We start from the raw sequence: 24836 nt of genomic DNA, 5'->3' as shown, positions 1-24836 counted from the left end.
GAAAGGGTATTCGCATTGAACCTCGACCATTCGGCGGAGATTGCAATCGGCACCGGGGCAAATGATATCGGCAGAACCGCCGATATCAGGGAAAGTAAACCCGAGAATCTCTCCATTTGCCGCCTTTGTGCCGATGTTGTCGTGATCGCCTGGGACATTCCAAGCCCGGCACGCCAGTCGACTAAATGTGCGCTTGAGATGCCTGTCCAACCGGTGCCACTGCTGAGCGTCGGCATTCCGCTGGAAAGTGGCGGCACGCGAATGTTCTGGGCTATGCGCACAGGCAGCGAGCCTGTTGAATTCGCTCTGTCTGCGGGCTCTCTCGGCCCCACGGTTCAGTCCATTCTCTACCCGGCCAACGAGCTTGCATCCTTTGATAGCGAGCGCGTCCTGTCAGACCTGACCCTGCCGGGGCACATCAAGCTGCTTTCGACCATTCTCACGACGTGGCGCAGCGCGTTTCGCCTGTCGCGCAATCAAACTTTTGCAGCCCTCGTTCGCAACCTCACGCTGGCGCTGACGCCGGAACCGCGCGAAATCCAGAACTGCGGCCAGCCTGTTGGCGGGCATCATCTGCTGGAAACCGCTGTCGATCCGATGCTCGGCGAAATCTCCGCCATCTATGGCGTGAGCAATGGTAGCGTCATCGTTATCCCGCCGCGCTTCACTGTCGGCCAGCAATCGCACAAGGCATGGCAGCCCTGCCATCTTCTGGTTGAATCTCCACAAGCCCTGCCATCATCATTTCTGTTCGTCCTGACCGGACAGAAAGGCGTTGCGATCCGTAAATTATCCGATGGTCCCTCGGAACCGATGGATTTCGGCAAATGGTGGACCAAATGGCAAGGCAATGCCGATCTGCGCGAATTTCTGGTCAGCGAACTCGCCAAACTTGGCCAAAGTGGCCCGGCTGTAGCCATCGACCTGCAAAGCCGTTCTCCTCTTCCTTTGCGCCAGATCACACAATCCGCAAGCCATAACCCGGCGGCGGAAATCGACCTTGCTCTTGCACTGGATAACGGGCTGATCGTCGGCGGCTGGTATCACGATCCATCGGCGATGCTGGGCGACATCGAATATCTGCCTGCCAATGGCAGCGCTATTTCACTGAAAGCCCATTTCCACAAATTCCCCGGCAAGATCGCCAAACGGGAAGATGCCCCACAGGCCGATGTGACGGGGTTCGTCGCCTGGCTGCCTGCTGCCAAGAACCTTGGTCCGCTTTTGCAGCCGCGTTTCCAGATGCGGTTTACGTCCGGCGCAACCGCACCCTTGGTCCCTGCCCCGCAACCGTTCGAGCCCGCGGAGCAGCGCAAGCGCATCTTGCGCGCCGTGCCGCCGCAGCACGCACGCCCGAAAGTGTTTGAGACCATTCTCGCTCCCGCGCTGACCGAAGTGGAAAAGAAGCTGGGCGCGACCGTGCGCATTGCGGAAACCAAGGATTTTGGCACCACGCCCGCCAACCCGGTCGCGTCAATCGTCATCCCGCTTTATCGCAATCTGGATTTCCTGCGCTTCCAGTTTTCGTCACTGGCAACCGATCCCTGGATCGTCGCCAATGCAGAACTCATTTTCGTTCTCGATTCGCCGGAAATACACGACGATACCGAGCATATGCTGGGTGGCCTGCATATATTGCACGACCTGCCATTCCGCCTTGTCATCATGAACCGCAATGGCGGTTATGCTCGCGCCTGCAATGCCGGTGCGAGCGTGGCGACGGGTACGGCCATTGTGATGTTGAATTCCGATGTCGTGCCGGAAAAGCACGGCTGGCTGCAAGACCTGCTGCAACCGCTCTTCGATAACAAGCGGCTCGGCGCTATCGGCCCCCGACTTCTGTTTGAAGACGGCTCGCTCCAGCACGCAGGCCTCTATTTCGCCCGTGATCGCCACGGCGTCTGGCTCAACCATCATTACTACAAGGGCATGCCCGGCAGCTATGCGCCTGCCCTTGTCGGACGCGATGTGCCCGGCATTACTGGTGCCTGCCTTATAACGCGCAAGGATATCTTCGATCTCGTCGGTGGATATACTGAAGACTATATCATCGGCGACTATGAAGACAGTGATCTTTGCCTGAAAATACGCCAGCTTGGCTTTCAGGTTTATTACGATCCGGCCGTCGCGCTCTATCATTTCGAGCGCCGCTCGATCCGCCGCAGCGCTGATTATATGCGCGGCCTCGCCAGCCAATATAATTCCTGGATGCACACCCAGCGCTGGGATGAAGACATCACCGACTTGATGGCTCCGCCAGAGGACGACACGCAGACCGCGCCGTCGTCCAATGTGATCGTTGCCAAATATGAAAGGAGCGTCGCTTGACCGACGTGGTAGCGCTGAAACAGCCTGAAACCAAACTTCCAATTCCCGAAGAACAGATCGGCTGGCTGACACGCGCCGTCTTGAAGAACCGCTTCCTGCCCTCGCCTGACCCCAACAGCGTGTTTGTGGGCGACGGCGATTTCCGGGCTGTGGGTGCAGAGTTTCTCGGTCACTTCATCCGCAAAGGTGGTCTCAAGCCCGATGCGCGCGTTCTCGATATCGGATCAGGCATCGGACGCATGGCTGTGCCGCTGACGCAATATCTCGATCCGGCCAAAGGGCGTTATGCGGGTATTGATCCGGTAGCGGGCGGCACGAACTGGTGCCGTCAGCACATCAGCGCGCTTTATCCAAACTTCCAGTTCCAGCATATTGATATCGCACACGCGCTCTATAATCCGCGTGGCGCTGTCGACGGGCATCACCTTGTCCTGCCGTTTCCGGACAAGAGTATCGATTTCGTTATCATGACGTCAGTGGTGACGCATCTCGCCGCTGACGAAGTCAAAGTCTATCTGCGGGAGATCGCCCGTGTGCTGGCGCCCGGCGGCAAACTGTTCATGACGGCTTTTGTTGTCGACGACATTGCTGCGCGCGACCGCCATGGCAAGCGAGACCCACGCCTCAGTTTCGAACGCAGCGGTGCAGGCCCGTGCTGGTACGTGCCGGAACTTCCACCACTCGCGGCAGTCGGCTTTGAGAATGGCTTTCTGGATCGAGCTCTGGCGGGTGTCGGCCTGACACTGGAACTGAAGTCATTCGGCCACTGGCGTGGGATCGCATCCGACCATTATCAGGATCTGTTCATCGCGACACGCGGAGGCGCTGCCTGATGGCCCAACGCGTGCTCGTCGCCGCTCATAATCATCCCTCGCTGCATCCCGGCGGGACGGAAATCTTCGCCCATGACCTGTTTCGCGCCTATCAGCGTGCGGGTTGCGAAGCATTGTTTCTGGGAGCCACCAACAAGGTTCACCGTCAGGAACGCCCGGGAACGAGCTTTCAGAGCATCGGCAATGGCGGTGATGAAATCTTGCTCTGGTCTGGTCATTTCGACCGGTTCAACATGAGCCAGGTCGATCTCTACGGTATCGTGCCGGACATTGTGGAACTGCTGAAGGATTTTCGACCGGATGTGGTGCATCTTCACCACCTTCTGCTGCTCGGCGCAGAATTTCCGCATATTGTTCGACGCACATTACCGAATTGCCGTATCGTCCTGACATTGCACGACTATTACCCGATCTGTCACCACGACGGCCTGATGGTGCGTACGACGGGCAAGGAACTTTGTTACGGTGCCAGCCCGGATCGCTGCCATGCCTGTTTCAAGGACATCGCGCTCGACAAATTCGTGCTGCGCGAACGCCACATCAAGTCGCTGTTGACCGCCGTTGATGCCTTCGTATCCCCGAGTGAATTCCTCAAGCAACGTTATGTTGACTGGGGTCTGTCGGAAAATTTGATCAGTGTCATCCCAAACGGCCAACCGGAACGTCCTGCGATCAACACCCCACGTCGCGAACGAACCAAACCTGTGTTCGGTTATTTCGGCAATCTGAACCCATGGAAGGGTGCGCCTGTTCTGCTCCGGGCAGCGCAGCAGCTGATCAACGAAAGCTTCGATTTCGAATTGCGCGTGCATGGCGCGGCACCGTTTCAAAGCGAGAGTTTTGTCAGCGAAATCGACCAGCTCTTCGCTGAAACAGCCCCTTTCGTGCAACGGCGTGGCGCTTATCGGCGTGAAGATATCGCGAAACTGATCCGCACCGTCGATTGCGCCATCATGCCGTCGATCTGGTGGGAAAATGCGCCCCTCGTCATTCAGGAAGCACAGGGACAGGATTGCCCGGTCATCTGTTCCAATATCGGCGGCATGGCTGAAATGATTACGGACGGCGTAAACGGCCTGACCGTTCCGCCCAATGATCCGCAGGCGCTGGCGGAAGCCATGCGCCGCATGGCGGAAAACCCGGAGCTGCGTCAGTCACTCAGCGACAATGCACGCCATCCGGACACCATCGACACGACGGCTTCGCACTATCTCGATCTGATCGGGACATTGCGTACGGCCCGTGTCGAGGCAGCATAAGAGGTAGATCATGAACATCGCGACCAAAGTTCCAACCGAAGGGGCAGCAAAACCGGCAGCAGCACAGGCTGCATCCGCCGCACCTCAGAGGACCGAAGCCATGAAAGGACGCGTTGACGCCATCGAGGAAGGCCGCCTTTACGGCTGGGCGTTCGATCCCGGAGCGCCCACCGAACGGCTTTTGATCCGCGTTCTGCTCGATGATAAGCCCATCGCGGAAGCACCGGCGGACAAGGAACGTCCCGACCTGAAACGCAACGGCATTGGCGACGGCCTGCATGCTTTCGAAGTGATGCTGCCACAATTTGCAGCCGCCCGCGCCGGTGAGCTTGTTGTCGTCGCAGCCAATGCGGCAGGCAATGAGCAGAAACTGCGTGTGCCGAAACCCGACGAACAGGCCGCTGAAGCGCTCATTGCAGCGCCGATGACCCGCATTCTGGATAAGCTCGACATGTTGATGGCCGCGCAACGCCAGTTGCAGGTTAATCAGCGTTCGCTGCAGCGCGTGGCTCCGGTGCTCGACAGTTCAGGCAATGCTGCGCCCGCCGAAATGGGAGACATCGCCGCCTCGGTCGATGGCCTGCGTACCGATTTGCATCAGCGCATGACCGAACTCGACGTGCATATCATGCGTATGGATGGTGTGGTCGCAGGGCTTGAAAAACGCATGGACGACGTGCGCAAACGCGCCGGTGGCGATGTGAAGCTGCTGTTCATGCTGATGTACGTTATGGCGGGCTTTGTCGCAGGCGCCATCCTGACCCTTTTCGTGATGCGCTGAGGGGAAACCCATGACGCAAGACGAAAGACCCGCCACGCAGCAACCGGCAGCAAAACCTGCCCGACCATCGGAACGCCCGCCCATGATGATGGAAGGCGAGATGGTTGTCGGCTGTGTGATCGAGGAAACGCTTTTGCTTGTGCTCGGCATCGGCAATGCGAGCGGCGATCAGGTCACGGCCTTTCTGAATGGCGATCCGGCGCTCAGCGTCAAGGTGAACCTCGTCACCTGGCCGCTGAAAGAGCCGTCGCCTGCTGGAACCCATGGCTTCGTGGCCATTGTGCCAACTGGCATCTTGCGCCGGGGCATCCTCAAGACGGTGATGTTCCAGCATAAGGCCAAGGTGGCGCGCTATAATTTCGCCTCGCGCGCCGCACCTGTCGCCGATTTCGTCGCCATGATCGGCGATCTTGCCGGGCCAAGCCTGCCAACCGTCATCGATGAACTGGTGGAAGGGCTGATCTCCGGTCCTATTGGGCGCAAGAAGCTTGCTGCGATCACCGTTTTACTGCAGGTCGGAGCGCGCTCCGATGGCTGTATCGAATTGATTGGCGGTAGCGACGAAGGCGAAATTTTCGTTCAGGGCTGGGCGCAGGATTTGACGCCCGCCGTCACACGACTTCTCATCAGCGGTAAAAACTCTTCGCTGGCAGAATGTTCGATCAGCGTTTTCGCGCGCCCCGATCTCAACGATCAGGCGTCGGGTTTTGCCGGTTTGCTGCTCGCCAATGAGCTGGTGGAACCGAACGATATTGAGCGGCTTCTGTTTCGCGGACGACGCGGCTGGCGCTTCACGGAAGTCTATGATCGCAGGCTGCTGGCCGGATCGCGTGAGACGCCGGGACACATTCGCGCCATCCTGCCGCGCGTGCGCAGTTCGACAGATATTCTGCTCCGGCTACGCTCGGCGGCCAATCGTTTCGACGGCGGCGAGACTGTCTCTGGCCTGCCCTTCCCGGTGCGGCTTGGCATCGACAACGTGTTCCGCGTCGAGGGCAGCGGCATTCTGGTTTCTGGTTGGCTGCTCGACCCCGACAGCCATGTGGAAAGCGTCAAGCTGCGCCGCCATCGCGGCGAGATACAGGTCGACGGCACCTGGACCCGTTACGACCGTCCAGATGTCACTCGCGAGTTCGACAATCAACCGCCCTTCAATGCCGGTCTCGACCCCAATCGTCACGCGCATGGTTTCGTGGCCTTTGCGCCAGAGCTTGCTGGCGATAGCACATCACCGTTTTATATCGAGCTTGCCATCAGCGATGGACGCCGCGCCTTTCATCCACTGACGCCGACCCGTGTCACGTCACGCGATGCGATTGTCCGGCAGATACGCGCAACCGACCCCAATGCCTGGGCGCTGCGCCACATTGTCGATCAGCAGCTGGTTCCGCTGCTGAGCGGGGTCAGCCGTCCGGCGCCGGAAGTGTTCGGCGTCGTCGATCTTGGCCCGTTCGAAGATGCGGTAAACCACGCTGCCAATCTGGCGATCATCATCGGTGTCGATGAACGCGTGGAAGAGATCGAGCCTCTGCTGGCGCTGCTCGCACTTGATCCGGAAACCCGCATCGCGCCGATTGTCGTTGCAGCCGCGACGGAAATCATCGACCGCATCGGAGTACAGGTTCGAAGGCTTGCAGACTTCTATCGCCTGCGCATCCGCCTCGTTTCAGCCAGCGGTTCGGAAGACCTTTACGATGCGCTGGAAGTGGGCGCGCGCGCCGTAACAACCGACAAGGTGGTCTTTCTGGCAGGCTCGCTTTTGCCACGGCGTGCAGGCTGGCTGAACAAGCTCGTCACGGCTTATGATGCACATCACGACTGCGTTCTTTCGCCAACACTCGTTTACGAAGACGACTCCATACGCTGGGCCGGAACCTGGGTTGCCGGGCCGCAATCAGATCGAGCCCTCATCAGCCGCTATGCCGGTTATCCGATGGATTCCGTTTCCGGCATGTCACTCACAGAAGTCGCCACAGCCACCTTCGAATGCTGCATTCTGCCGCGTGATGCACTGTTTTCAGTCGGCGGCTTCACGCGCGGCTATCTCGGCACGCATGAAAAAGGCCTCGATCTTGGCTTGAAACTGAAACAGTCCGGCTTGCGCTCCTACTGGCTGCCATCGGCGCAGATGCTCGGTTCCGACGATGTGTCAGTCACTGACAGAGCATCAACCATCGCATTGATCGAGCGAATCGACCGTCAGGTCTTTGATGCTCGCTGGTCGAATATTCTTTCTGGCAGGCGCAGCGCACAGATTGAGGAACCCGCATGAGCGATAAACTCCGCGTTCTGGTCATCTCGCACGCCCACCCGTCGATCTCGCTCGGTGGGGGTGAAATCGCATCCTATAATCTGCATAAGGGTTTGAATGCCATTCCCGGCGTGCAATCGGTCTATCTGGCCCGCGCCGGACACCCGATCCCACGCCACGGCACCACGGCATTGATGAGCATGCGCCGCGCCAGCGATGAAATCCTGTTTCACGCCGACGAGTATGATCACTTCTATCTGTCGAACAAGAACACAGACGAAATCCGTCGCGATCTATTGCGTTTCGTGCGCGATTTCGATCCGGATATCGTGCATTTCCATCATGTGATGGGGCTCGGACTGGAAACGCTTTATGCAATCCGCGAGGCCCTGCCAGATCGCATCATTCTGGTCACGTTCCACGAATTCCTGTCGATCTGTAACAATGACGGCCAGATGGTGAAAGCCGGAACCTCGAAGCTTTGCAACGAGGCCTCGCCCATTGATTGCCACGCTTGCTTTCCGCAGGTTCCGCCAGCACGGTTCCTCAAGCGTGAGCGCTTTGTGCGCGGGATGCTGGAGCTGGCCGATGCCTTCATCTCGCCAAGCCAATTTCTGGCAAACCGCTATCACGAATGGGGGCTGAGCCCCGACAAGATGGCTGTCATCGAGAACGGCATCGCCATTCGCGAGGTTACGCCGCCGCGCGAACTGACCGGCCCGAACCCGCGCCGCAGCCGCTTTGCCTTTTTCGGCCAGATTAATCCGTTCAAGGGCATCGATGTACTGGTGGATGCGGTATCGCGTGTTCCAGAACAGGTGTGGGGTGAAGATTCCCGCCTGATGATTTTCGGAGGCAATCTGGAAAAGCAGCCGCCTGCCTTTCAGGAGCGGATGCAGAAACTGATCGAAGAAGCCGGTCCTCGCGTGCGTTTTTATGGTGCTTACCAGAATGCGGAAATGCCGCGTCTCATGCAGTCGGTAGACTGGGTGGTGATGCCGTCGATCTGGTGGGAAAACTCGCCCATCGTCATTCAGGAAGCCTTGCATCACCGCCGCCCGGTCATCTGCTCCAATATTGGCGGCATGGCCGAGAAAATCCGCGATGGTGAAGACGGGCTGCATTTCCGCGTCCGCAGCGCTGAAGATCTCGCCGACCGTTTCACAGAAGTTCTAAGCGAACCGAGCATCTGGGATCGACTTCACAATTCCATCCGTCGTCCTGTACACTATGTTGATTGCGCCAAAGAGCATCTCGACCTTTATAATCGACTGCGTGAGGCGAAGCCTCGCAAACCGAAGCCGGCAGTGAGTGAAACTGTCCTCTCTCAGGCAAGCTGAGCCTGGCTTACCTGAACTAAAACTAAAGGAAAACCGAATGGCCCGTGCCCCCCGCGCCCTCGTGATGATTCCCGCTGGAGAAGTGTATGACCACGACAATGTGCGCTGGTATCGTCACACCGACGTGCAGGGCAGCATCAATCACTATCACAATATTGGCGATGCCTTCGTATTCGAGTCATCGCTCAAGCTGATGAACTATGAAAAGGCGTCCGAGCTTCCCATAACCGCTTATTCGCCGGAAAAGATCGACCAGCTGCGCGAGGATTATGACTATGTCATTCTGCGCGGGTCGAACTATGTGAACAAGGACATGAACTGGCGCGAGAGCATTGCCGTTATGCAACGGCTGAAACTGCCGGTCATCGCGTTTGGCATCGGCGCGCAGGCCCCCTCCAAGGGCGCGCTGGAACTTTCAGAAGAAACCAAAGCCGTACTACGCATCATCGCGGATTCGACCGTCTCCATTGGCGTGCGCGGCGCATATACGGCGCAGGTGCTGAACGATATCGGCATTCACAATGTGCGCATCATCGGCTGCCCCACGGCTTTCCGCCGCAACAACCAGCATTTGCGCATCAAGCTGCCGCCACTCGACAGTGTCCAGAAGGTTGGCGTCACGGTGCGCCGTGAGGTTTCGCCCGCCTATGCGCAGGACATTGAACAATATCTCACCCGCCACCGCGATCTCATCAAGACAATGGCGCGGCGCTTCGATGTCACGCTGATGGCCCAAGGCGAGATCGACGAGAAAAAGATGGTGTTCGGCACGCCCGAGCAGAAGGAAGAGGCCATCGCCGCACTGAAAGGCCATCGCTGGACCGCCGACTGGTACTTCGACGAAGAAATCGAAAAACTCTACCGCAACAGGATGTTCTATTCCGATGTTGTGGCCGATTATGAAAACCTAGTACGCCAGCAACAGTTGGTGCTTGGCTATCGCCTGCACGGCAATCTGATGGCGCTCGCCAATGGCGTGCCGTCGATCTATTTCACCTATGACAGCCGCACGGCCGAATTTGCCGAGACTTACAAGATTCCGAGCTATGACGTTTTCAGCGACAAGCCGTTCCGTCTGGAAGATTACTGGGATCAGTCGCTATTCGACAAATACAACCGTGCATGGTTTGAAACCTATGCGGAGATGAAGCAGTTCCTTGATGAAAACGGCATCGACAACAAGATGACCGATACCGGCCTGCCCGTAGAAACGCTCAAAGTCGCCTGATCCTTGATTATTTCGAGCGTCTCACCTTCACTACCGACGGTTTGGGACCGTCGGCGGCGATGGGCTTGTCCTTCTGCTCTTCGGCAAGTAGCGACCATGCGGCAATGAACATGGCGGCAATCAACGGCCCGATAACGAAGCCATTGATGCCAACGAGCGAAATGCCGCCAACCGTCGATATCAGCACCACATAATCCGGCATGCGCGTGCCCTTGCCGACCAGCGGAGGGCGCAGCAGATTATCCACGAGGCCGATAATCAGCGTTCCGATCAGCACGAGAATGACGCCCTTGCCCCAATCGCCGCTGACGAAGAACCACACGGCGGCTGGCACCCAGACCAGCGCCGCACCGACTGCTGGCAGCATGGAGAAGAAGGTCATCATCACGCCCCACAACAGGGCGGCTTCGATGCCCAATAGCCAGAAAGCGACGCCGCCAATAGCGCCCTGAATGATTGCGATGATGATGTTGCCCTTGACCGTCGCGCGGATGACAGCGGTAAATTTTTCCAGAAACTGGCGCGTATAGTCGTCGCTCAGCGGAATGGCCTGCCGGATTCTGCGTCCAAGGTCCGCACCGTCTCGGAACAAGAAGAACAGCAGATAGAGCATGATGCCAAAACCGATGAAAAATTGCAGCGTGTTCTGGCCAAAGCTAACGAGACGACCGGCGAAAAGCTGACTGCCTTGCAGAATTGTCGCTGAAATACGCGAACGCCATTCGGCGAAACTGCCAAGCTCGAAACGTTTGAGCCAGTCTTCCAGCGAATCTGGCAGCACGGATAGGATGCTGGTGATGTAGCTGTTGAGGTCGAATTCGCGACTGCTCAGCCGTTGGTACAGAGAGTTTCCTTCCTGAACCAGCGAGCTGAAAATGATCAGCACCGGAATGATGACCAGACAAATACACATCAGCACCGACAGAAAGGCTGCAAAATTGCGCCGTCCGCGCAAAAGCCGCACGAGATACTGCTGAACGGGATAGAAGATGACGGCAAGAATGATCGCCCAAAGGACCGCTGTGTAATAAGGGATAAGCAGCCAGGCGAAGGCGATCGTGACGAGCGCCAGAAGAATATAGAAACTTGCGCGCTGGACGGACATATTCACTCACCGACATTGTCTTGGGAGTCGACCCTGCCCAAAATCTGCTTTTTATTCAATAGCGTATTTCCGGCAGGGCCATGAGAAGCCATGCCGAAAACAGGTAAGAACAAGAACATGCGGCCCTATTGAAATGTCAGGCTGCGGCCCGGATGGAAGATGAAGCCGCTTGCGGCAAAACACGTGCAATGGCGCTGAGAAGATCACTTTTCGACACGACGCCAACCACAAATCTGTTCTCGTCCACGATCACGGCCACATGGGTAAGACCATCCGTCAGGACTGGAAGCAAGCTTAATGCGGCATCATCCGGCCCAGCCGTAATGGCCGGGATCACATGATCTTTCAGGCTTTCGCCCGGCTGAATCAATTCGCGCAAACCCACCATGCCGGTGAGCCGTCCATCAGAACCCGTCACTGGCAAGGTCAGGATACGATGGCGCAACAGCAGATTGCGGGCCTGATCGGCGGAATCGTCTTCGCCAATGCTGATAACATCGCGCGACATGATATCGGCACAGGTCAGATCGCCATGAGCGCGGATCGATGCCTGCAACTCAACCTGTCGCAACAACCGGCCAAGATCATTGCGGTCGATGTCGAAGCTCTCGTCCAGCGTGTTCAGCGCCTCGTCGATATCCTCTTCGCGGATGCCTGCCCGAACGGAGGGCGGCAAGTCCTTCGTTGCGTGCATGCTCACCGGCGCGGCGGCCACATTATGCGGATACTTCCGACGGGAGAGCTTGTGGAACAGGATACCCAGCCCCACCAGCAGACAGGAATTGAAACCGACCGGCACGAGCGGGAACCACAGCCCCCAGCTTGCGACCGCCTGACCACCCAGCACAGCCGTCAGAGCAGCAGCGCCGCCCGGCGGGTGGAGACTGCGGGTGACCGACATGGCTGCGATTGCCAGTGAAACGCCAAGACCGATGGCGAGCGCCGGGTCGCTGACATAGCGAGCGACGATCACACCCACCAGCGCAGAAATCGTATTGCCACCGATGATCGACCATGGTTGCGCCAGCGGACTGTTCGGCACCGCAAACAGCAGCACAGCCGATGCGCCGATAGGTGCAACGATCAACGGAAGATGCGGGCCGTTGCCCAGCAGAAAACCCGAGACGAAACCGGTGAGAGCGATGCCAACCAGCGCACCAATGCAGGCAATGGCGCGCTCGCGCAGCGTTGCGCCCGCAAGCATCGGATTAAACAGCCGGAATCGCGACGCAGGCGACCCGTTATGGTCAGGAGATTTATGTCGGGTCATGTCACACTACAGCCAGAGGCGGCCTGTCTATTCCGAGCTTTCCCGGGAACTGCAACAGATCCCGCTTCCATGAGCGTGAGTATCCTGTCTCCGGCATATGCGAACAAGAAAGCAAATCCGTATGTATCGGAGGGGAAAAGAAAATTCTTCCGCTATTGAAAGCTTAACAAGAATATCGGTCTCACCAGCATTTCCGTTCCCAATAGCATAAGCCCGACGAGAAACCAGAGGCGAAACCGTTCCGGGCTTATTTTCTGACGAAAAACCTGTCCAAGCCCCATGCCTGCCAGCGCAGGCAGGACGGCAGCGAGCGAAATGAGAAGAATATCGCCGCTATAAGCCTGACGGGACGAAAGCCCGATGGCGAGTGCAATGGTCGATATCGTGAAGGACAACCCCAATGCCTGCACCAGATCGTCTTTCTTCAGCCCAAGTGCCTGCAGATAGGGAACGGCGGGGATGACAAACACGCCTGTCGCACCGGCGATCAAGCCGGTCAGGAGACCAATCAGCGGCGACAGCCAGACCTCATGCTGCGACGCGACATGCCACTGCCGGGCGAGCAGGGTATACCCAGCATATACGACAAGACATGCACCAAGCATCGCGGTGGTCAGGCTCGTCTCGCCACCGACCAGCATGAACGTGCCGATCCATGTTCCGGCGATGATTGCCAGCATCATGGCCCAAAGGCGCAGAGCCAGCGCACGAAAACTCGGCCCGGCCAGAAGCTGCCAGACATTCGTGATGAATGACGGAACAATAAGCAGGCTTGCTGCTGTCAGCGGTGAAATCAACGCCCCCAACACGCCCATGGCAACAGTTGGCAATCCCATGCCGGTCAGGCCTTTGACAAAGCCCGCGCCAAGGAAAGTGAGGGTGATCGTAACGATAAGTGCGGCTGATTGGGTCATGCTTTCGCTATAAAGAAATCCTCATTTTGCGAAATGCGGAAGTTCCATATTGTGCCTTCGGCTTTACCGAAGGCACAATATGGGCGATAAACAAGCATGCGTTTCGACCTTACAGACCTTCGCCTTTTCATCGCCGTTGCCGACGCCGGAAGCATTACGCACGGCGCATCGGAAGTGGGGCTCGCCCTGCCCTCGGCAAGCGAACGCTTGCGCGACATGGAAACCATCGGCGAGGTCAAGCTTCTCGAACGCGGCAGACGTGGCGTCACGCTCACTGCGGCAGGCGAAGCGCTTGCGCATCATGCGCGCCTCGTGCTCCGCCAGATGACTGACATGCATGCCGATCTCATCACCCATGCCAAGGGCATGCGCTCCACTGTGCGCGTTGCGGCCAACACGGCATCCGTGACCGAATACCTCCCGGCACGACTTGCCCGGTTCATGGCGGATAATCCGCAGATCGATGTTGAGCTGAAAGAACGACAGAGTGCGGAAATCGCACGGTCCGTTTCCGGCGGCTTTGTCGAGATCGGCATCCTGTCGGATGCTGTCGATACCACCGGGTTGGTTCTCCTCCCCTTCACCACAGACAGGCTGGTCCTCATTGCCGGGCAGCAGCACCCACTTGCCGGCAGAAAATCGGCATGCCTTGCTGATATCCTCCATGAACCGTTCATCGGGCTCTATTCAGGCGCACTTTACGATCACATCGAATCCCACGCGGCACGCCTTGGTGTCAAGCTGAAGACGCGCACACGTTTGCGCACTTTCGAGAGCATCTGCCCGATGGTGGCCGCAGGCGTCGGTCTGGCGATCATTCCGGAACTGGTCGCGCATCGCATGATGACAACAATCGGCATCGTGCCAATACCGCTGACGGATGCATGGGCCACACGGCATTTGTCGCTTTGTATGCGCTCACTGGATGAGCTGACCTCTTCGGCGCGCGCGCTGATCGAGCACCTGTTGGCAGAGCGCTCATTGGACAGTGAAATTTTTCCCACGATTCAATCTTAACTGGAACGCTCTAGAAAACTTGCGAAGCCCTATCCTCTTGGCTATCACACGGCATCGAAGAACGTGTCGTTTGGAAGCCGATGGCCACGCAGGACAAAGCAATCATCAGGACGGTTGGCGTCTCCGTCAGTTTTGACGGCGCGATGGCTTTGAATTCGGTCGATGCCTCGGTTGAGGCCGGACGCATAACCGTCATTTGCGGAGCCAATGGTTCGGGCAAAAGCACACTGTTGCGAAGCATGGCGCGCCTTCAGACACCAACAAGCGGTCAGGTTTTGTTCGACGGTGAAGACATCAACCGCCTGAAACGAATTGATCTGGCCCGCAAGATTGCCGTGCTGGGACAAATGCCAGAGGTTCCCTCTGGCCTGACCGTGGAAGAGCTGGTCGAAAACGGACGTCATCCGCATCGCGGCCTGTTTTCCCGCCTCGGCGATCATGACCGACAGACAATTGAACGCGCCATCACGCAAACGGGCCTGCATGCCCTGCGTCATCGTCAGGTGGCTTCTCTCTCCGGCGGCGAACGCCAACGCGCCTGGGTGGCGTTGGCTCTCGCCCAGGAACCGTCCGTCCTGTTTCTCGATGAGCCGACAAATTTTCTCGACATTCGCCATCAGGCTGAACTGCTGACGTTACTCAAGCAGTTGAACCGCAATCACGGCCTGACCATCGTCGCCGTTCTGCACGATCTCAATCAGGTGCTGGAACTGGCCGACGATGTTATTCTGATGCGCAAAGGCCGGTTGATGGCCTCCGGTAGTCCCGAAAGCGTTTTCACAACAAAGCGTCTTAGGGAAGCCTTCGACTTCGACATCGAGGTGACAGCGCATCCGGTTTTGCCGATCCCGTTCTGCATGCCCCGCTGGGTCAATGATCCAACGGTTCAGCCATCCGCCGAACATGAGCGGAACGCGGAATGACTGCGCAGCCTCTGGCATCGAACCAGACAAAAACGGCGACCTTCACTGTAGGCATTGTTGTTCTGGCAATCCTGCTGCTGGTCGCGCTGACAACTGCCGAACTTGTCATAGGTAGCGGCAATGTCACCTTACAGGATGTCTTGCAGTCACCATCGCGCCCGCAATCCCTCGCGCAGATCATCATCGAGACCATTCGCCTGCCCCGCGCAATCGCAGCCATACTGGTCGGCGCAGCGCTTGCTGCCGCAGGCACGGTGATGCAGACCATTTTGCGCAATCCACTTGCAGCACCGGACATTCTCGCAGTCACCAGCGGCGCACAACTGGCGCTGGTTGTTTCCAGCCTGCTGTTGCCTTTTGCCTTTCCGGGCTTTCTTGCCACGATCATCGGCGGTGCGCTTGGCGGAACAATATGCCTGCTGGTTGGCGGCGGTTTGCGAGCACAAGCGGTTCGGCTCGCGCTGGCCGGTGTGGCGGTGTCGCTTTCCTTTTCGGCGCTCTCTTCCGCCATTATCTTGATTGCCGATGATCGCGCATCCGGCATCATTCTCTGGTCGTCCGGCATGCTGGAGCAGACTGGCTGGAACAAGGTTGCAACACTCGCACCCTTGATCCTGGGTGCTATCCTGCTGCTTGTCGCCCTCGCCCGCCAGTTCGACGTCATGGCGCTCGGCAGTGATATGGCGGCAAGCCTTGGGCTGGGCAAGGCGACGGCCCTGATCGGCCTTCTGGCAACAATCGTGCTATCCGGCGCTGCTGTCACCATCGCCGGGCCCATCGGCTTCATTGGTCTGGCAGTGCCCAATTTGCTGCGCGCCACCGGCATGGTTCGGCACAATGTGCTTTTGCCCGCCGCTTGCCTGTGGGGAGCTGTCGCGCTGCTTTCAGCCGACCTTGCCGCACAGTGGCTGAGTAGCGCAGGCACACTCATCCCGACAGGCATTCTGGCTGCCTGCTTTGCAGCACCGGCGCTGATCTTCGTATTGCGGCGCATGAAGACTGACGCAGCAGCCAACGCCACACAGATTCAGGGTAAAACCATATTCCGACGGCCGACGGTGCTTTATGCGAGCCTCGGCGCTCTTCTGATCGCGACTCTTGTTGCCGGGCTACTCTTCGGCGATGGCATCGCCGGACGCGACATCGACTGGCAGGCGGTAGAGGCGTTGCGCGCACCGCGCGTATTGATTGCCATGGGCGCAGGCGCTTTGCTCGCAGTGGCTGGATTGTTGTTGCAGTCCGTAACGCGCAATCCGCTATCCGGCCCCGAGACATTAGGTCTTGCACAAGGCGCAGCACTCGCAAGTCTCGTCGCGCTGCTCGGCGGCATCATTCCCGGAAGCACACTCTTTGCTCTCTTTTCGGCAGGCGGTGCTTGCCTTGTGGTTGTGCTGTTGAGCCTGCTCGGTAAAAACCTGTCGCCGACACGCACAGCGCTGACCGGACTTGCCGTCGCGGCCAGCCTTTCGGCATTAAGCACAATCGTGGTGATTGAAGCAAAGCTTCAGGTTGCAGAAGCGCTTGCCTGGCTCGCGGGCTCCACGCATGGGCGCGATTGGCAGGACGTGACAGCGCTGGCCCCCTGGCTTTTGCTGATCGCCGTTTCCATGGCATTCGCCAAACGCCTCGACATTCTGGCGCTTGGTCGGGATGCCGCTGAATCGCTCGGCGTCAACACTGCAATCACCCGCTTGTGGATGCTGCTGCTTGCCGCCCTTTCCGTGGCAGGCGCGGTGTCCGCTGTCGGTGCGATTGGCTTCGTGGGGTTGATTGCGCCACATGCAGCGCGCCTTTGTTGCGGCGCGCGCTACAGGCATTTGCTGCCAGTGACGGCGCTGATCGGCGCAGTGCTAACAGTTCTGGCCGATATGCTGGGCCGGGCGATCTTGGCGCCGCAGGAAATTCCGGCAGGGATTGTGACGGCGTTTATCGGCACGCCGCTCTTCATCATGCTCATGCGCAAACAATCGCGCTAATTGCCAATTCGGCAAGAGATTCTCGATGAGAAGCGCCAGACGCGAGGGAACGCCCAAACGCTTCTCAGCGAGTTTGGACGGCGCTAACCGTCCAATTTCACGGCCAGAATTACCGAGCGGCCATCACGCCAGCAATAAGACCGGTCGCTGCGGTAATCAGAAGATACTGATTATCGACTTTGACCCATTGCTGGCCCCGACCCGGCGCGCGAAGGCCATAACGCTTGTAATCCTTGACTTCGCTATGGCGCGACCCGCTTAAACGCTGCCCCTTCGACCAACCCTTCTTGGCTGGCTGCTTCTTCGCTTGCGACTGATGAACAGCTGGCTTGCGCTGCGGCTGGTTGTCACGAGCCTGCGCCAATGGCGCGCCAATGAACGACAGAGCAACAGCTGCGAGTAGGATCTTCTTGAACATAAAATTCTCCTTTCGTGATGAACTCACGCTACCCAACCCGCGATGAACAATAAATGAATGAAAGGCACAATAATCATTAAATAAAATCAATGTTATTATTGATGAATATTGGAGATATTTTATCTTAAAAGATCTATAACGATAGATAATAGAATACAGTTTTATTCATATATATTATTTTATTTCCAAAAACGAAAAAAATCGAAATGAAAATATAAGAAAATCCACTCAAACATCGTTTGCACGACTGCCACTGATATCCGAAACTGCACACACACAAAATCTCAACCGTTTTTAACGGTGCAGCAGAAACAAACTTACGGGAACAATGGCGGAGGGGGTGGGATTCGAACCCACGGTACAGTCTCCTGCACGCCGGTTTTCAAGACCGGTGCCTTAAACCGCTCGGCCACCCCTCCAAGTGATTGTTATGATTTCTTTTCCTGAGACAGGAAAAGCTGCAAATCAGTGATTTGCCCATCAGTCACTCAATGGGTGACTTCTTAGCAGCTTTTATCGCCGCGTCAACTTGATCGAAGCGGTTCTGTATGAACTCTCAGGAGGACAGCTCTGCGCCCAGATAACAAAAAAGGCCGGGGCGAAAACGCACCGACCTTCCTGATCCATCGCTTTCCTACCAGTGCCAGTACATCCGTGGTCAAAAGCATCAAACGATGGCGGCAATAGCGAGCAACAGACGCGTCCAGCGCTCTTAAGCTATGCCGATGAAAGCGATATAGGTGGCCAATGTGTTCAAAACAAGTCCACGGTGCAAAATTATGTCTATGACAGCATTGAACACCATCACGGCTCAGTCCCCGCATCGTAGAAGCGGCGCAATTCCAGATAGGCCACAACGATAAGAGCGCCAATCCCATAGGCAAGAACATCGAGCCAGTCAGGCGTAGCGCCAAGAATGATGCGCAAAGCGCGGTTCGCAATTTGAACATCGTAGAGCTTGGCCAGATATTGCCCGAACTCAACGAAAACGCCGACGAGAAATGCGACGGTAGCCAACATGAATCGGTTGCCGTCAATAACAGTGCGGAGAACCGCATAGACGAAAATGACAGCGACCACATCCCCCGCGAAGCTTCTTATCCAGCCCAGTCCAGCGCCGAGCGTTGCCAACGCAGACAACGATACAAAAATAATGAACGCCGCTATGAGCGCACCAAGAGAAAATCTGAAATGCAATTTCCAATCCCATTGCTCTTCTATGAAGATATCGACAAACTAAATTGCCTATACATGCCGGATTCATTTACACATATTTCCATAATCAGAACATTCATCTGATTCCTTAGATCATATTATTTTCTTTTATTTCACCACTACAGAAACATTCCGTTACATTACGGTCCAAAACTGGCCCTTCTATTGCTCTATCCAATTTCCGCTAAGATCAACGAGGATATCAGATATGAAGCAATTCATTGCAGCAGCCATCGCCTTTTCTTTTCTCGGCACACCGACAGCTTTTGCTGCGCAGGGCGTGCTGCCGCTGAAGCAGGAACAGAAGGGAAAGGACAAAAAGCCCGCAGCAACCAAGAAGGCCGCCCCCAAGGCCCAGAACAAAGGCGCTGACAAGAAGAACGTTCCGCACAAATAATCGCGTGCTCAAGGCAAGCGCAATCAGGATTCACAAGGATTGTCGCGGCCCTGCACAATTTCCTACCTCCGCCAGAGTGGATAACACTCGGCGCACTCAATATAACAGCGGCCGGCGACAAATCGCCGGCTGAAAGCAATTCTGCCCCTTTCAACCTGCCTGTTATGTCTAAGGCCCCGCGTAAGTCGGCTCAAAACTCACCCCTGCAGCCATCAGAAATGCGTGACAACTGCATTTTCTTGGCATTTGGCGAATTCCATCAAAATTATAACTGTTCTAGGGTTGCTCTCATCGTTAATGAGACGTAAACTTGAGTTAAGTTGTCACCTAAAAGGGAAGCTATGAGTCTGGAATCCGTAAAGGCGTTTTTCGCTGACAAGGCACCCGAAGTCGAAGTCATCGAATTGCCAACCAGCACCGCCACTGTAGCCCTGGCTGCAGAAGCGCATGGTGTGGAGCCGGGCCAGATCGCGAAGACGCTTTCTTTCTCGACCAAGGACCAGACAATTCTCATTGTCACACGCGGTGACGCGCGCATCGATAATCGGAAATTCAAGGATCACTTCGGCACCAAGCCGCGCATGCTGGATGCCGAAACCGTTCTCGCCGAGACCAGCCACCCGGTTGGCGGTGTATGCCCCTTCGGCTTGCCGAGCGCGCTTCCAGTCTATTGCGATATCTCGCTGAAAGCTTACGAGGAAGTGGTGCCAGCAGCCGGTGCAACCAATAGCGCGGTTCGTATCGCGCCAGACAGAATGGCGACTTTGGTCACTGCGGAATGGATCGATGTCTGCCAGTAAAACTCAAACCGGGCACGGGAGGGCTCGCTATGGGAAAAAATACGACTCGTTTTTTCCACTTTAAATATGGGAAAAGACTTTCTATATATTAAGAACGATTCTAAACTGGATCATCAAGGAAATCCGGCTTCCATCAAAACGCCATGAGCGGAGAGTTTTCTCAACATGGCCGATTTGGAACTGAAGCCGGAACTTCAGACCAGATCATAGAGCCGGAATATAAGAGCGAGGGCATTTTCCGACCTGACTTGGTCGGGTTAGAAAATGCTCTGGGACGTGCTGAAAGGAACTCTCATGCGCCTTACTCGCCAGACGAATTATGCCGTTCGGATACTGATGTATTGTGCCGCGAATGAAGGCAAGCTGAGCCGCATTCCGGAAATCGCTCGCGCTTATAGCGTTTCGGAGCTTTTTCTCTTCAAGATTCTGCAGCCACTCGTGGAAAACGGGCTGGTTGAAACCGTGCGTGGCCGCAATGGCGGTGTGCGTCTCGGCCGTGCAGCCAACGATATCAGCCTGTTCGATGTCGTGCGCGTCACCGAAGAAAACTTCGCCATGGCGGAATGCTTCGAGAACGATGCGACCGAGTGCCCACTGGTTGACAGCTGCGCCCTGAACTCAGCCCTGCGTGAAGCGCTGAACGCATTCTTTGGTGTGTTGATGAAGTACAGCATTTCAGACCTCGTAAAGGCCCGTCCGAATGTGCGCGCACTGCTGGGTCTCGATGAAATGGAAGAACAGCGCGTCGCGAGCTAAGCTCATCAGATAGCGTAAATCAAAAGGTCCGGTGAAAACCGGACCTTTTTTAATGTGTCTGCTTTTATTCGGCAGCGGCGCGATAAGCCGATTGCGGCAATACGAAGGGCACGCCGCGTGCGGGAGGCACCCCTACCCGTAGCGCGCATTCATACACTCGCTCCAGCCGTTCATCGGTCAGCGCTTCTTGCGGTGTGCCAATTGTATCGAGCCTGCCCTGACACATGACCGCAATCCGGTCGGCAAACATGGCGGTCAGATTGAGATCATGCAGAATGGCGATCACCCCGCCGCCTTCAGCGGCAAAATCCCGCGCGATTTCCATCACGACAATCTGGTGTCTGATATCGAGGCTTGAAATCGGCTCATCGAGAAAGAGATAGCGCGCGGAGCCGTCAACGACCGGCTTCCAGACCTGGCACAACACGCGGGCAAGTTGCACCCGTTGCTGTTCGCCGCCGGAAAGCTCCTGATAAAGCCTGCCGCCGAAGCCGCCAAGGTCCACCCGCTGCAAGGCGAGATCGGGCAAGCCGCTCTCAAGATCGCGTGGCAAACCGCTGTAACCGCCAGTCAAACCGATTCCGACGATCTCACGCACAGTGAAAGGAAAAGACAAGGCGCTGGCCTGCGGAAGCACCGCACGACGGGCCGCCATTTCCCATGGCTTGAAATCCGCGAATAACCGCCCGTCCAGAAGTGCCTCGCCCGTAAAAGGCACATCACCCGACAATGCGCGTAAGAGCGTCGTCTTGCCCGATCCGTTCGGGCCGACGATTGCGGTGATTTCACCGGCGCGCGCCGTGAAATCGATATTCTCGATGATCGACTTGCCCGAGAGACGAACACTGAGTGACTTGGTTTCAATCATGACGCCCTCACAGATCAAGAAGGCCGCGCTGACGCAGCAATATCCAGAGGAAGAATGGCGCACCGCACATGGCGGTAATAATGCCGATGGGCAGTTCCGCCGGTGCAACGATGGTACGGCTGACTGCATCGGCAAGCAGAAGCAGAATAGCGCCCAGCAGTGCTGACGCGGGCAGAAGATAGCGGTGATCCGGGCCGATGCTGAGACGCAGCAGGTGCGGAACCACGATACCGATAAAGCCGATACCACCGGCGACAGCCACCGTCGCACCGGTGGCCGCAGCAACGGTGACGATGGCGACATTCTTGATGCGCTGTACCTGAATGCCAAGATGCCCGGCGGCGGCTTCGCCCAATGCAAGCGCGTTGAGACCACGCGCCAGCATCGGAGCAGCAATCAGCACCACGGCGATGATCGGCCCGGCTGCGACGATCTTGCTCCAGGTCGCACCTGCAAGCGAGCCAAGTCCCCAGAAAGTGAGATCCCGCAACTGACGGTCATCAGCCATATAGACAAGAACGCCGGTTGCAGCTCCCGCCAGCGCGCCAAGTGCTATACCTGCCAAAAGCATGGTGGCAACTGAAGTGCGCCCGCGCCGCGTCGCAACCCGGTATAGCAACAAGGTCGTGGCAAGGCCGCCGAAGAAGGCCGCCAAAGGTAGCGCATAGATGCCCAGAACTGCGATAACCGGCGCCAGAACACTGCCGCCGAGCACAATCATCGACACGGCACCAAGACTGGCGCCCGACGCGACGCCCACAAGACCGGGATCGGCCAGCGGATTGCGGAACAACCCCTGCATGACGGCACCGGACACGGCAAGCCCCGCACCGATCAGCATACCGAGGATGATACGCGGTAGGCGGATTTCCATGATGATCAGGTGATCACGCTGGAAGGTCTCCGCCCCCTCGCCGCTCATAAATCCACGCAGCAGCGTGAGAATGGATGCATCCGAAGCGCCAGCCGTGAGGCTGAACAGAGCTGTGAGGCATAGCGCAACGCCGAGTGCGGCCAGAACGACGCGGGCGCGTTGCGTGCGATCCCCGGCCTTCTCGGTTGCACCAGTGTTTTTCCGACTGTCTCCGGCTCGATGACGCATGGTGAAGGGCTCTCCGCCTGCCACACGACCTTGGCTGGTCATTTGCTTATTCCTCATGTCGGATGCCTGATCCGATTATTGTCCGGCTGGCGTGTCGTAGAGTTTCGCCGACAGTTCACGAATGGCAGCCCCGGTACGCGGGCCGAAGCCCAGCAGATAAAGCGCATCCATGGCGACGACATTTTTGGCGCGCCCGGCAGGTGTGCTGGCAATCGCTGGATTCTTCAAAAGGTCAGCCGGGCCGACACCATCGCCGCCGGTGTTCATCATCAAGATCATATCCGGTGCAGCCTTGCCGATGGCTTCGTCGGTCAGCTGCTTGTAACCCGGATATTCGGTAATGACGTTCACACCACCTGCAAGCTTGATCATGCCGTCAGCGGCCGTACCGGTTCCAGACGCCATCAGGCGTCCGCCAGCACCGTTCAAGACGAACAACACGCGCTTGCGTTGTTCGTGGGCAGCAGCGGCCTTTTCGGCAGCCTGAAGATCACCGGCAATGCTATCCGCCAGCACCTTGGCCTTGTCTTCAAGACCGAGCGCCTTGCCGACAGCCTCGATCTTCGCGATGACGCTTTCACCGCTATAATCTTCCGGCACGATAACCATCGGCACGGAGGCTTTCTTCAAAACCTCCAGCGTGTCCTGCGGACCGCTGCCCTGAATGAGCAGAATGCCCGTCGGATTGACCGACAGCACCCCCTCCGGTGCAAGCTGACGCATATAACCTACATCCGGCAGGGCTTCAGCCGCCGCCGGATAGGTGCTGGTCTGATCGCGTGCGACAAGCATCTTTTCCGCGCCAAGCGCATAGACGATCTCCGTCAGCGGTCCACCGACAGAGACAATGCGTGATGTATCGGCAAACCGTTCGACGGTATCCGCACCGGCAATGCCGGTACCGATTGACCAAGCCATAGCGGCGACAGTGGCAACGCGCGTAAAACGTGCTGAAATGACAGACATGATGCGCGTCCTATGCAGCGGTCGACCGGGGAAGACGCGGCAGATTTTCGGCAATCATGCGCCAGTCGGCCAGTTCCGCCTCGCCTTCATGACGCTCGCCGAAGAACTGAATAATCAGTTCGCCATTGGCATCATAAGCTTCCAGCGACGTGACGTGACCGTCCTTGGTCGGCTTACGCACGACCCACGCATCGGCGATATGATCGATACGAAGATGCATGTGGAAGGTCAGATCGAGAACATTGAGCCACGGGCCCATCATCTTGATCTCATGGATCGGCCCGGTGTGGATCTGGATACAACCGCGATTGCCGACAAAGCACATAATCGGCAACTGCTGCTGAACAGCATGATTCATCATGGCTTCCACGGATGAAAGATCAACGCGCCACGCGAAATCCTGTCCGGCAAGATGCACGGCCTGATGGCGATCCACGCCAAAATCCTTCAACAGCCCCATGAACTGGTGCACATCAGTCAAAGCGCTCCAGCGTTCGCGGAAGGCATCGGTATCGACAAGCGCAACATTGGCCTTTGCACCTTTCGGCGCGATCGCAGTCGTTTCGATAGAACCCGACTGATCATCGAGCAGAAGTTCGGTGACAAGCGCCTCATAGGCATCAACATCGGATGCCGGACGCAGATGGATTTTGTGCACCGCTTCACCGGACGCATCGAAGAACTGGAGGCTGCGACGCACTTCTTCACCGTCCTTCTTACGAACGGCAAAACCATGCACCCAATGCTTTGGGAAAATACGCAGGTCGATCTGCTTTCCAAGCACGATTGACGCATGTGGGCCCCAAACGGCTTTTTCAAATGGTCCGATCTTTTCATGCACGACGCTTTCATTGCGCGTCAGCGCCATAACTTCGCCGAGGCTCGAAGCGCGCTTGAGCAAGGTCTCGACATCTGCGCGAATGCGGCGGGCCGAGATGGCGGCATCATCGTCGAGACCACAATGGGCAGCAACGAAATCGGCTTCAGAAATACCGAGGCTTTGTGCGAAATCGCGTTCGCGCGCCTTCGGGTTGTCCGCCCGTGCCTGGAGAATCTGCTCTGGGGAGGGCTTGGAATATTGCGTCATGA

Annotated in this window: 22 protein-coding genes and 1 tRNA gene; 13 read left to right on the top strand and 10 right to left on the bottom strand. The window is 57.2% G+C overall.

Annotated features, from left to right (window positions below):
- Positions 1-15: 15 nt before the first annotated feature.
- Genes QBD01_RS10905 through QBD01_RS10875 form a run of 7 tightly spaced genes read left to right on the top strand, consistent with a single transcriptional unit; the run spans position 16 to position 10020 of the window.
- Positions 16-2328 carry a glycosyltransferase family 2 protein gene (locus QBD01_RS10905; protein WP_280992791.1) on the top strand — a complete coding sequence of 771 codons (2313 nt, stop codon included), beginning with the start codon at positions 16-18 and terminating at the stop codon, positions 2326-2328.
- Positions 2325-3161 (top strand): class I SAM-dependent methyltransferase, encoded by an 837-nt coding sequence (locus tag QBD01_RS10900; protein WP_280992790.1) that lies wholly within the window; start codon positions 2325-2327, stop codon positions 3159-3161. Before QBD01_RS10905 ends, QBD01_RS10900 begins: the two co-directional genes overlap by 4 nt.
- Positions 3161-4420, top strand: a complete 1260-nt coding sequence (locus tag QBD01_RS10895; protein WP_280992789.1) for a glycosyltransferase family 4 protein — start codon at positions 3161-3163, stop codon at positions 4418-4420. Before QBD01_RS10900 ends, QBD01_RS10895 begins: the two co-directional genes overlap by 1 nt.
- A 10-nt stretch (positions 4421-4430) precedes the next feature.
- The gene (locus QBD01_RS10890) at positions 4431-5201 is read left to right on the top strand and encodes a hypothetical protein (RefSeq protein ID WP_182520565.1); all 771 of its coding nucleotides are present in this window, start codon (positions 4431-4433) and stop codon (positions 5199-5201) included.
- 10 nt (positions 5202-5211) lie between these two features.
- Positions 5212-7473, top strand: a complete 2262-nt coding sequence (locus QBD01_RS10885) for a hypothetical protein (RefSeq protein WP_280992788.1) — start codon at positions 5212-5214, stop codon at positions 7471-7473.
- Positions 7470-8792, top strand: coding sequence for a glycosyltransferase family 4 protein (locus QBD01_RS10880; RefSeq protein WP_280992787.1), 1323 nt, complete (start codon positions 7470-7472; stop codon positions 8790-8792). The genes QBD01_RS10885 and QBD01_RS10880 overlap by 4 nt, the downstream gene beginning before the upstream one ends.
- A 37-nt stretch (positions 8793-8829) precedes the next feature.
- The gene (locus QBD01_RS10875) at positions 8830-10020 is read left to right on the top strand and encodes a polysaccharide pyruvyl transferase family protein (protein WP_280992786.1); all 1191 of its coding nucleotides are present in this window, start codon (positions 8830-8832) and stop codon (positions 10018-10020) included.
- A 7-nt stretch (positions 10021-10027) separates the two neighbouring features.
- On the opposite strand, the gene QBD01_RS10870 is transcribed toward QBD01_RS10875, so the two are convergent.
- The 3 genes from QBD01_RS10870 to QBD01_RS10860 all read right to left on the bottom strand — a co-directional run bounded on the left by QBD01_RS10870 (position 10028) and on the right by QBD01_RS10860 (position 13309).
- Positions 10028-11125, bottom strand: a complete 1098-nt coding sequence (locus QBD01_RS10870) for an AI-2E family transporter (RefSeq protein ID WP_280992785.1) — start codon at positions 11123-11125, stop codon at positions 10028-10030.
- 136 nt (positions 11126-11261) lie between these two features.
- Positions 11262-12395: an HPP family protein gene (locus QBD01_RS10865; RefSeq protein ID WP_280992784.1), complete on the bottom strand. Its 1134-nt coding sequence runs from the start codon at positions 12393-12395 to the stop codon at positions 11262-11264.
- Between the two features lie 152 nt (positions 12396-12547).
- Complete coding sequence (locus QBD01_RS10860) at positions 12548-13309, bottom strand: sulfite exporter TauE/SafE family protein (RefSeq protein ID WP_280992783.1); 762 nt, start codon at positions 13307-13309, stop codon at positions 12548-12550.
- Between the two features lie 96 nt (positions 13310-13405).
- Here QBD01_RS10860 and QBD01_RS10855 point away from each other — a divergent pair, with 96 nt between their 5' ends.
- The 3 genes from QBD01_RS10855 to QBD01_RS10845 all read left to right on the top strand — a co-directional run bounded on the left by QBD01_RS10855 (position 13406) and on the right by QBD01_RS10845 (position 17225).
- A complete protein-coding gene (locus QBD01_RS10855; RefSeq protein ID WP_280992782.1) occupies positions 13406-14326 on the top strand; it encodes a LysR family transcriptional regulator in 921 nt (306 codons plus the stop codon).
- Between the two features lie 80 nt (positions 14327-14406).
- Complete coding sequence (locus tag QBD01_RS10850; protein WP_280992781.1) at positions 14407-15249, top strand: ABC transporter ATP-binding protein; 843 nt, start codon at positions 14407-14409, stop codon at positions 15247-15249.
- Entirely contained in the window at positions 15246-17225 is a 1980-nt protein-coding gene (locus QBD01_RS10845; RefSeq protein ID WP_280992780.1) for an iron ABC transporter permease, read from the top strand. Before QBD01_RS10850 ends, QBD01_RS10845 begins: the two co-directional genes overlap by 4 nt.
- A gap of 109 nt (positions 17226-17334) precedes the next feature.
- Here QBD01_RS10845 and QBD01_RS10840 read toward each other — a convergent pair whose 3' ends face one another.
- The 3 genes from QBD01_RS10840 to QBD01_RS10830 all read right to left on the bottom strand — a co-directional run bounded on the left by QBD01_RS10840 (position 17335) and on the right by QBD01_RS10830 (position 18774).
- A complete protein-coding gene (locus tag QBD01_RS10840) occupies positions 17335-17643 on the bottom strand; it encodes an RcnB family protein (protein ID WP_280992779.1) in 309 nt (102 codons plus the stop codon).
- Positions 17644-17972: 329 nt separating this feature from the next.
- Positions 17973-18062 (bottom strand) — tRNA-Ser (locus tag QBD01_RS10835).
- A gap of 385 nt (positions 18063-18447) precedes the next feature.
- Complete coding sequence (locus tag QBD01_RS10830; protein WP_280992881.1) at positions 18448-18774, bottom strand: DUF2809 domain-containing protein; 327 nt, start codon at positions 18772-18774, stop codon at positions 18448-18450.
- A 292-nt stretch (positions 18775-19066) separates the two neighbouring features.
- Here QBD01_RS10830 and QBD01_RS10825 point away from each other — a divergent pair, with 292 nt between their 5' ends.
- The 3 genes from QBD01_RS10825 (at position 19067) to rirA (ending at position 20811) form a co-directional block, all read left to right on the top strand.
- Complete coding sequence (locus QBD01_RS10825; RefSeq protein ID WP_280992778.1) at positions 19067-19255, top strand: hypothetical protein; 189 nt, start codon at positions 19067-19069, stop codon at positions 19253-19255.
- 341 nt (positions 19256-19596) lie between these two features.
- A complete protein-coding gene (locus tag QBD01_RS10820; protein ID WP_280992777.1) occupies positions 19597-20055 on the top strand; it encodes a YbaK/EbsC family protein in 459 nt (152 codons plus the stop codon).
- Between the two features lie 294 nt (positions 20056-20349).
- The gene (gene rirA / locus QBD01_RS10815; RefSeq protein WP_109367509.1) at positions 20350-20811 is read left to right on the top strand and encodes an iron-responsive transcriptional regulator RirA; all 462 of its coding nucleotides are present in this window, start codon (positions 20350-20352) and stop codon (positions 20809-20811) included.
- A 64-nt stretch (positions 20812-20875) separates the two neighbouring features.
- Here the strand turns inward: rirA and QBD01_RS10810 are convergent, their stop codons facing one another.
- Genes QBD01_RS10810 through QBD01_RS10795 form a run of 4 tightly spaced genes read right to left on the bottom strand, consistent with a single transcriptional unit; the run spans position 20876 to position 24834 of the window.
- Positions 20876-21679: a heme ABC transporter ATP-binding protein gene (locus QBD01_RS10810; RefSeq protein ID WP_280992776.1), complete on the bottom strand. Its 804-nt coding sequence runs from the start codon at positions 21677-21679 to the stop codon at positions 20876-20878.
- 7 nt (positions 21680-21686) lie between these two features.
- Complete coding sequence (locus QBD01_RS10805) at positions 21687-22823, bottom strand: FecCD family ABC transporter permease (protein WP_392391375.1); 1137 nt, start codon at positions 22821-22823, stop codon at positions 21687-21689.
- 33 nt (positions 22824-22856) lie between these two features.
- Complete coding sequence (locus tag QBD01_RS10800) at positions 22857-23747, bottom strand: ABC transporter substrate-binding protein (RefSeq protein ID WP_280992775.1); 891 nt, start codon at positions 23745-23747, stop codon at positions 22857-22859.
- Between the two features lie 10 nt (positions 23748-23757).
- Complete coding sequence (locus QBD01_RS10795; RefSeq protein WP_280992774.1) at positions 23758-24834, bottom strand: ChuX/HutX family heme-like substrate-binding protein; 1077 nt, start codon at positions 24832-24834, stop codon at positions 23758-23760.
- Positions 24835-24836: the final 2 nt, after the last annotated feature.

The sequence above is a fragment of the Ochrobactrum sp. 19YEA23 genome, assembly GCF_029909865.1.
GTDB classification, from domain to species: Bacteria; Pseudomonadota; Alphaproteobacteria; order Rhizobiales; family Rhizobiaceae; genus Brucella; species Brucella gambitense.
This window is presented reverse-complemented; position numbering and strand designations above follow the sequence as displayed.